An 8,377-nucleotide genomic window follows, 5' to 3' on the forward strand; every position below is an offset into this window, starting at 1 on the left:
GTACTTCGCCCGGGGGGGGCCGCACGGTATCCACACACGCGGCTGGTCTTGTCCCGCCAGGGGCCTACCCGATTGCGCGGCCTAACCTTAACGCCCGCTGCGCGGGCCTCTCCCGCTGGGGTGGGGTTTATCCGCCCCCCCCCTGCGGCGTCGGCCGGTATCGCCGGAGCTGTTGTGCCGAACGTGAATTCCACGCCGGTCAGTTCCTCGGCTACCGCCCACAACCGCCGGCCGGCTTCGGGGTCGCGCGCCGACGGTGCGGCGGGCACAGCGACCGGGGGACCGACGAGCCCCCAGCGGTTCGCCGGGCCGTAGAAGCCGGCGCCCGGTACCGCGGGGTCGAGTGCGGCCCGCAGGATCGGCTGTGCGCCCTGTTCCGGGGTCTGGGTGAACAGGCGTGCCAGCGCCATCACCACACCGCTGTAGGCGATCCGGGCCACGATGCTCTGTTCCCGCAGAATGGTCGACCGCACACCGCCGGGGTGGGCTCCCACCGACAGTGCCGACGCACCGGCGGCCGCGAGCCGGCGCTGCAACTCCACCATGAACGTCGTGGTGGCCATTTTCGACCGCGAATAGGTGATGAGGCGGCCGAAACTGTGCTCGGACTGGAGATCGTCGAAATCCAGTTCGGCGTTGCGCCGACCATGGCTGAGACTACCGACACTGACCACCCGTCCGGCGGGCGCGGCAGTCAGCAGATCGATCAGTTGCGCGGTGAGCGCGAAATGCCCGAGAAAGTTGATCCCGAAATCGCTTTCGAAACCGTCGGCGGTCAACGTCCGGGTTCCGGTGACGACCCCGGCATTGTTGATCAGCAGGTCGAGCCGGGGCAGTTCGGCGTGCAGGCGCCGCGCACAGTCGGCGATCGAGGCGAGACTGCCGATATCCACATGGGTCGTACGGATATCGGCGCCCGGTACCGAATCCTCGATATCTCGTTCGGCCTGTGCGGCCGCGGTGTCGTTACGGCAGGCGAGGATCACCCGCGCGCCGCGGCGGGCCAGGCCGCGCGCCACCTCGAGGCCGATTCCGGTATTCGATCCGGTCACCACGGCGGTACGGCCCGACTGGTCGGGCGCCTCGGCCACTGTCCACGGTTGGTTCGACGAGCTCACGGCATCTATCCAGTTCCGGCGGTGTCATGCCGTCCGGGGTCGCGTTCCGTCGCCTACCGCCGGACAGCCGGTTCAGCGGAAGTATAAGTCAATTCTCAAATGAAGAGAATATGATTACCCCGCTGGATCGGGGTCGCCCTCGTCCGCCCGTCTACTGCACCGACATCAGGCCGCTCTTACGGCCCACCCCGCCCAGGATCAATCGCTCCTCGGCGGTCGCCGGCGGATGCACCGGCCCCGACGGCCACCACTCGTCGAGGGGGACCACGCCCGGAGCGATCAATTCCAGCCCCGTGAAATACGATTCGATCTCCGCCCGGCTCCGGTACCAGCCCGACCCCAGGCCCTTCTCCACGAAACGCCGCTCCACCTCACGCGCCAGCTCGTGGTCCGGCGACTCCTCGCCCGGATCCCAGAAATGCGTGATCGCGATATACGACCCCGGGCTCAGCGCATCCACCATCCGTGCCACGATGCCGGCCGGATCCGCGTCATCCGGCAGATGATGCAGAACGGCACCCAGGATGAGTGCGACCGGACGGTCCCGGTCCAGATACCGCCAGACCGACGAATCCGCGGCGAGCACAGCGGGATCGGTGAGGTCGCCGTGGAGGTAGACGGTGTCCTCGTTGGTTTCCAGCAGCACCCGGCCGTGTGCGCTGACCATCGGATCATTGTCCAGGTAGACGACCCGCGCCCACGGATTCACCAGCTGGGCGATGTCGTGGGTGTTGCTCACGGTGGGCAATCCGGCACCGGCATCCAGGAACTGCTCCACGCCGACGACCCCGGCCAGGTACCGCAGCACCCGGCGCAGCCAGGCCCGGTTCCGGCGCGAGACAGCGCACATACCGGGCGCGACCTCCAGGACCGCGTCGAGAGCCCGGCGGTCGGCCTCGAAGTTGTCCTTGCCCCCGAGGCTGGCATCGTAGACGCGGGCGATACCGGCCCGGGAGGTATTGATCCCGGCCGGGGGACGGCCGGGCTCCGGCGAGCTGAACGACGAATCTGGCATCGGTTTTCTCTCTGTCCGATTGTGGAGTGGTGCGACGTCGACAGGTAGGGCTCGACAGTGATGACGGAAGGACCACCGCGAATTCATCGCGGGCCGGCAGCGAAACTCCGAAAAATATTTCGGCAGCGTCCATCCGTGCCGCCGACGATCGAAAATTCGCTGGCCACAAGGCGTCCGGTCGATCATGATCACCTCGGGGCGCGCACTGGAAAACAGCTGCCTTCGCGCGCCCGGGACGGGGACCCGAGGAGGATCACGGATGGACCGCACGCATGATCTGCTGCTCGAGGGAGTGGTCGGTTCCACCGCCTACGGTCTGGCCGGTCCCGCCAGCGATATCGACTACGCCGGAATCTATGTGGAGCCGACCCGGAACCTGCTGGGCCTGCATCCGCCGGCCCGGCAGACCTGGCAGGGCCGCGACGGTGCCGATGCGACCTATCACGAGATCGGCAAGGCCATGCGGCTCATGCTCTCGTGCAACCCGACCGCGACCGAAATCCTCTGGCTCGACGGCTACACCGCGGAATCCGCGTTCGGCCGGGAACTGGTCGAACTGCGGACCTGCTTCCTGTCCGCTGCCCGGGTCCGGGATGCTTTCTTCGGTTACGCCACGAGTCAGTTCCGCCGCCTGACCGGCCCGCAGGCGCCGGCCGCGCGCCGGGCGAAGCATGCCCGGCACACTCTGCGCCTGCTGTGGCAGGGGTACGAGCTCTACACCACGGGCCGCCTGCCGATCCGCGTGCCCGACCCCGAGCGATACCACGCACTGGGCGCCGCGATCGAGGCCGATCCCGGTGCCGAGGCCGTTCGCCGGCTCGTCGCCGGCTACGAGCACCGTTTCGATACCGCGGTCACCGCGCTACCGCAGCAACCGGACGAGGCACCGCTGAACGACTTCCTGCAGCGAGTGCGCCGGGCACACCTGGATTCACCGGAAGCCACCGCCCGGAAAGGAATGGCGCTCTAGAGTATTTCTACGACTCGCGCGCACTCACCCCGTTCCGCGCGCGCACCATGGATCACCGAGCTCGGAGTCGCTCATGAGCCCTATCGACAGCGCGCCCGCCGCATCGCGCCGATACCATCGGCTCGATATTTCCCGACCCGCGTTCTGGGCCCGGGATTTCCGCGCCCGCGACGAGGTGTTCGCGCAGTTACGGGCCGAACCCGGACTCACCTGGCACGCACCTCCGCCCGCGCTGTTCCCGCATTCCGAACCGGGCTACTGGGCGGTGACCCGGCACGACGATATCGCCTTCGTCAGCCGGCATCCCGAGCTGTTCACCTCGACACTGGGCATCAGCATGGACCCGATGCCCATCGAGCTGCAGCGGCCCACCACGTTCTTCCTCACCATGGATCCGCCGCAGCACACCCGCTACCGGCGCCTGATCAGCTCGGCGTTCACACCGAAACAGGTGCGGCGGATCGAATCCCAGATACGGGCCAATGCCGCCGAGATCGTCGAAGAATTCCTCGCGGACCTGTCTTCGGGCGCACCGGTCGATTTTGTCGACAGTGTGTCGCGCAAACTTCCGATGCGCACCATTTCGGACATGATCGGGATCGATCCGGCCGGACGCGATGCGGTCGCCCAGGCCGCCGAGGCCATGTTCGGCTCCAGCGACGACGAATACGCCGCCCTCGAGGAGCGCGCGGAATTCTTCATGGCGCAGTTCGGGATTCTGCACCGCGCCGGGACCGATCTGGCCCGGCTACGCCGTGCGCAGCCCCGCGACGATCTCATGTCTGCCATCGTCGCCGCCGAGGTGGACGGCCATCGGCTCACCGACGAGGAAATCGGAGCGTTCATGGTGCTGCTCGCCTCGGCCGGTAACGACACCACCAAACAGACCACCTCCCATGCCTTCCGCGCGCTCGTGGACCGGCCGGCGCAGCGGGAATGGCTGCTGGAGGATTTCGATGCGCGCATCGGCGGCGCGGTGGAGGAATTCATCCGCTGGTCGACACCGGTGCTGCATTTCGCCCGCCACGCGGTGGCCGATACCGAGGTCGCCGGCACCCGGGTCCGGGCCGGCGAGAAACTTGTACTGTTCTACTGTTCGGCCAACCGTGACGAGACCGCACTCGACGATCCGCAGATCTTCGACATCACCCGCACCCGGAATACGCACTCCGGGTTCGGCGGCGGCGGCGCCCATTTCTGCCTGGGCGCGTGGCTGGCCAGAATGCAGTTGCGGTTGCTGTTCCACGAACTGCTGACCCGTGTCCCCGAGGTGGTACTCGGGGAACCGGAGTATGTACACAGCGATTTCGTCCACGGCATCAAACGGATGCCGGTGCACCGGGCCTGATCGGTCGTCATCGCGGCGCCGCGGCTACTACGCTGAGCGGCGTTGCTTCACCATGACGAAAGGACAACCGATGAAAACCCAGCTGAACTGCCCCTGCGGCGAACACCTGACCGGCGCGAACGAGGACGAACTGGTCGACAACGTGCGCAAGCACCTGGCCGAGAACCACCCCGGCCACGACTACACCCGGGATCAGATCCTGTTCATGGCCTTCTGACGCAGGCCCGTCGCGCCCGTACCGGCCGCCGGCCCCGGCCGGACACGGGCCGCACCGCCGCCGGCCACCTGGCACCGTCGCCGGCTGTGGGGCACCGCGCGACGAGAATGCCGGGCGCACCGTGTTATATGGATCCGGACGGCAGCGCCCGCCAGGAAGGATCCCCAATGGACGACCACACCCTCGCCGCTACTCTGGCCCGAGAGGCCGGCGAACTTCTCGTGTCGATCCGCGAACTCGGCGGCCGGGTCGGTGACCAGCGGTCCAACCGTCTGCTGATCGACCGATTGGCACAGCTTCGACCGGCGGATGCCGTGCTCTCCGAGGAATCCCCCGACGATCCGGTCCGCACACAACATTCCCGGGTATGGATCGTCGACCCGCTCGACGGCACCCGGGAATTCGGTGAACCGGGCCGGTCGGACTGGGCAGTGCATGTGGCGCTGGCGGTGGACGGCGCCCCCGTGGCCGGCGCCGTCGCGCTACCGGCCGCGGACCTGGTCCTGCACACCGGCCGGCCACCGGTGCTCGCTCCCCCACCCGCCCCGGGCACCGTACGCGTCGCACTGTCCCGCAGTCGCCCCTCCTTCGAGGTCCGGCAACTCGTGGCCCGGTTGTCGGCCACCGAGGTTCCGATGGGGTCGGCCGGGGCGAAGGCCATGGCGGTCGTGCGCGGGGAGGCCGATATCTACGCCCATTCGGGCGGGCAGTACGAATGGGATTCCTGTGCCCCGGTCGCCGTCGCGCTCGCGGCCGGACTGCATGTCTCCCGCCTCGATGGGTCGCCGCTGCGCTACAACCGGCCCGATCCGTACCTGCCCGATCTGATCATCTGCCGGCCCGAGCTGGCCGAGATCGCTCTCAAAGCGCTGTCGGAGTAGATAGCTCGGAGCGCACCGCTACCCGTAAGGGCCTGTCGGCGTCACCCGGGAAACCCGGCCCGTGCGCGCGGAGCGCCGGTCGGCCCACAATGGTCGGACGTTTCCCGTAACGACAGGAGTAGAGCAAGTGAGCGGTCGACTATCCGGCAAGGTAGCTTTCGTCACCGGGGCGGCGCGCGGCCAGGGCCGCGCCCACGCGCAGCGACTGGCGGCAGAGGGCGCCGATATCATCGCGGTCGACCTGTGCGCACCCCTGCCGCCCGCGGTGCCCTACGATTCCGCGACTCCGGACGATCTCGACGAAACCGTGCGCCTGGTGGAGGGTGCGGGCGGCAAGATTTTCGCCGCCGTCGCCGATACCCGTGATTTCGCGGCGATGCGCACCACTGTGGACGAGGGGGTCGCCCGGTTCGGCCGCCTCGATGTGATCGTGGCCAATGCGGGGATCTGTATCCCCGAGCCCTGGGACACCATCACCCCGGAATCGTTCCAGGCGGTGATCGATACCAATGTCACCGGGACCTGGAACACGGTGATGGCCGGTGCGCAGCACATCATCGACGGCGGTCGCGGCGGGTCGATCATTCTCATCAGCTCGGCATCCGGCGTGGCCATGCAGCCGTTCATGGTCCACTACACCTCCAGCAAGCATGCCGTCACCGGGATGGCGCGGGCATTCGCCGCCGAACTCGGAAAGCATTCGATCCGGGTCAACAGCGTCGCCCCCGGTCCGGTGGCCACGCCGATGGGTTCGGGCGATATGGTCGGCGCCCTCACCCGGGCCGCCGAAACCAACGGCCAGCTGGCCGGGATGAACACGCCGCTGCTGCCGGACGGGATCGCGATGCCGGAGGATATCGCGGATGCGGTGTGCTGGCTGGCCGGTGACGAATCCCGGTTCGTCACCGCGAGCAGTATCTCGGTGGATCTCGGGTCGGCGCAGTACTGACGGCAGCCCGTCACGGCGTCACCGGCGGCGCCGCGGCGGGTTCTCGTGGGAGTCGTGCGGAAAACCGTAGGAAAATTCGATATAACACTTTCGAAGAACGGCATTATCAGGCAATCTGGGTACTGCCGTGGACCACGCGCACGACCGTCGCGACAGTTAGGGAAGCCGATGAAATCCAAGGGTGCTTTGATCTGGGATTACGCGCAGCCGTGGTCGGTCGAGGAGATCGAGATCGGCGATCCCCAGCAGGGCGAAGTGAAGGTTCGGGTGGAAACGGCCGGCCTGTGCCAGTTCGATCAGCGGCTGGCCAGCGGTGACGTACCCACCGCCGAGTTCCCGATCCTCGGCGGGCACGAGGGCGCCGGAATGATCGTCGAAGTGGGTTCGGGAGTCGACCAGCTCGCGGTGGGCGACCATGTGGTCTTCTCCTTCATCCCCGCCTGCGGGATATGCCAATCCTGCCTATCGGGTCACCACAACCTCTGCGACCGCGGGCAGGAGCTGCTCACCCGAGGCGCGGTATCCGACGGCACCTTCCGCATCCGCGCCCGCGGCCAGGATGTGCACCCCACCTCCCTCATCGGCGCCTTCGCCCCCTACGCGGTGGTACACAAGAGTTCGGTGGTCAAGATCGACCCCTCCATCCCGTTCGATATCGCCTGCCTCGCCAGCTGCAGCGTCACCACCGGATACGGCGCCGTGGTCAACACCGCCACGGTACGGCCCGGCGAAGACGTCGCGGTGATCGGCGCCGGCGCGGTGGGCACGGCCGCCGTACAGGCCGCCGTGATCTCCGGGGCGCGGCGAATCTTCGCGGTGGATCCGGTCGAGGCCAAATGCACACAGGCCGCGAAGTTCGGTGCCACCCACACCTACTCCGATATCGATACCGCGATCGGTGCGATCGAGGAGATCACCGGCGGGCAGATGTGCCGGACGGTGATCGTGGCGGTCGGCCGGTGCGACGGGCACGACCTGGCCAAATGGATGCGGATCACCGCCAAGGCCGGCAGCTGCGTCCTCGCCGCCACTGGCGACGCCGCGGAAACCAATCCCCGGATGAACCTCTCGGCGCTGACCTTCCAGCAGAAGAGCCTGTGCGGAACCCTGTTCGGCGGCGGCAACCCGCAGCTGCTGATCCCGGAGGTCCTGGCGCTCTACAAACTGGGTGATCTCGGGCTCGGCGATATGATCACCCGCGAATACTCGCTCGAGCAGATCAACGAGGGGATCACCGATATGCTCGAGGGCCGTAATATCCGCGGGATCATCCGGTTCACCGACGCCGATCGCTGACCGGCGCCGGCTCCCCCCGGATCAGAACACGACCCGGCTCACCGCCTCCGCGATCAGCGCGGGCTTGCTGCCGCCCTCGGTCTCCACGGTGTGCTGCACGACCAGTTGCAGCCCGCCGCCGGCCACTTCGGTCGCATCCGCCAGCACCGCGGTCGACCGGACCTTCGCGCCCACCGGCACCGGACTCGGGAACCGGACCTTGTTGGAGCCGTAGTTGATGCCCAGTTTCGCGTTCTCGAACGCGAAGATCTGCGAACCGAGCAGCGGCAGCATCGACAACGTCAGATACCCGTGCGCGATGGGCCCGCCGAACGGGCTCTCCCGCTTCGCCCGTTCCGGGTCGACGTGGATCCACTGATGATCTCCGGTCGCCTCGGCGAACTGATCGACCATCTGCTGGGTGACCTCCACCCAGTCGCTGGTGCCGAGGGTCTCCCCCACTGCCGCCAGGACCTCGTCCTTGCCGGTGAATGTGCGCACAGTTGTCTCCTTCGGTCCCGTGCCGGGGGGGGGGGGGGGGGCCGGCGAACCCCAAAAATTATTTATAAAAAAAGCCCCACAGAAAAAACAGCAAGAAAACAAA

The 8,377-nt window shown here is 67.4% G+C and carries 9 protein-coding genes; 6 read left to right on the forward strand and 3 right to left on the reverse strand.

The window, feature by feature from the left end; all coding sequences use genetic code 11:
* Nucleotides 1-1,118, reverse strand: a 1,118-nt coding sequence (locus QH195_RS16315) for an oxidoreductase (RefSeq protein ID WP_280435998.1), incomplete at its 3' end; no start/stop codon positions are given.
* A gap of 151 nt (nucleotides 1,119-1,269) precedes the next feature.
* Nucleotides 1,270-2,133: an SAM-dependent methyltransferase gene (locus QH195_RS16320; protein ID WP_280435999.1), complete on the reverse strand. Its 864-nt coding sequence runs from the start codon at nucleotides 2,131-2,133 to the stop codon at nucleotides 1,270-1,272.
* Between the two features lie 259 nt (nucleotides 2,134-2,392).
* Here QH195_RS16320 and QH195_RS16325 point away from each other — a divergent pair, with 259 nt between their 5' ends.
* The 6 genes from QH195_RS16325 (at nucleotide 2,393) to QH195_RS16350 (ending at nucleotide 7,794) form a co-directional block, all read left to right on the forward strand.
* On the forward strand, nucleotides 2,393-3,103 hold the full coding sequence (locus tag QH195_RS16325; RefSeq protein WP_280436000.1) for a nucleotidyltransferase domain-containing protein: 711 nt from the start codon (nucleotides 2,393-2,395) through the stop codon (nucleotides 3,101-3,103).
* A gap of 73 nt (nucleotides 3,104-3,176) precedes the next feature.
* The gene (locus tag QH195_RS16330; RefSeq protein ID WP_280436001.1) at nucleotides 3,177-4,451 is read left to right on the forward strand and encodes a cytochrome P450; all 1,275 of its coding nucleotides are present in this window, start codon (nucleotides 3,177-3,179) and stop codon (nucleotides 4,449-4,451) included.
* A 70-nt stretch (nucleotides 4,452-4,521) separates the two neighbouring features.
* Nucleotides 4,522-4,668, forward strand: coding sequence for a DUF1059 domain-containing protein (locus tag QH195_RS16335; protein WP_063915790.1), 147 nt, complete (start codon nucleotides 4,522-4,524; stop codon nucleotides 4,666-4,668).
* 167 nt (nucleotides 4,669-4,835) lie between these two features.
* Entirely contained in the window at nucleotides 4,836-5,549 is a 714-nt protein-coding gene (locus tag QH195_RS16340) for a 3'(2'),5'-bisphosphate nucleotidase CysQ (RefSeq protein WP_280436002.1), read from the forward strand.
* Between the two features lie 127 nt (nucleotides 5,550-5,676).
* A complete protein-coding gene (locus QH195_RS16345) occupies nucleotides 5,677-6,498 on the forward strand; it encodes a mycofactocin-coupled SDR family oxidoreductase (protein ID WP_280436003.1) in 822 nt (273 codons plus the stop codon).
* 168 nt (nucleotides 6,499-6,666) lie between these two features.
* Nucleotides 6,667-7,794 carry an NDMA-dependent alcohol dehydrogenase gene (locus tag QH195_RS16350; protein ID WP_280436004.1) on the forward strand — a complete coding sequence of 376 codons (1,128 nt, stop codon included), beginning with the start codon at nucleotides 6,667-6,669 and terminating at the stop codon, nucleotides 7,792-7,794.
* A 21-nt stretch (nucleotides 7,795-7,815) separates the two neighbouring features.
* On the opposite strand, the gene QH195_RS16355 is transcribed toward QH195_RS16350, so the two are convergent.
* On the reverse strand, nucleotides 7,816-8,274 hold the full coding sequence (locus QH195_RS16355; RefSeq protein ID WP_280436005.1) for a MaoC family dehydratase: 459 nt from the start codon (nucleotides 8,272-8,274) through the stop codon (nucleotides 7,816-7,818).
* Between the last annotated feature and the right edge of the window lie 103 nt (nucleotides 8,275-8,377).

This window comes from Nocardia carnea, assembly GCF_029868855.1.
Taxonomy (GTDB): Bacteria; Actinomycetota; Actinomycetes; order Mycobacteriales; family Mycobacteriaceae; genus Nocardia; species Nocardia carnea_A.

What these genes read in the sequence shown, in the direction of transcription:
- QH195_RS16320 (WP_280435999.1), bottom strand. Translation starts at nt 2,133, where the DNA reads ATGCCAGATTCGTCGTTCAGCTCGCCGGAGCCCGGCCGTCCCCCGGCC.
- QH195_RS16350 (WP_280436004.1), top strand. Translation starts at nt 6,667, where the DNA reads ATGAAATCCAAGGGTGCTTTGATCTGGGATTACGCGCAGCCGTGGTCG.
- QH195_RS16335 (WP_063915790.1), top strand. Translation starts at nt 4,522, where the DNA reads ATGAAAACCCAGCTGAACTGCCCCTGCGGCGAACACCTGACCGGCGCG.
- QH195_RS16340 (WP_280436002.1), top strand. Translation starts at nt 4,836, where the DNA reads ATGGACGACCACACCCTCGCCGCTACTCTGGCCCGAGAGGCCGGCGAA.
- QH195_RS16330 (WP_280436001.1), top strand. Translation starts at nt 3,177, where the DNA reads ATGAGCCCTATCGACAGCGCGCCCGCCGCATCGCGCCGATACCATCGG.
- QH195_RS16325 (WP_280436000.1), top strand. Translation starts at nt 2,393, where the DNA reads ATGGACCGCACGCATGATCTGCTGCTCGAGGGAGTGGTCGGTTCCACC.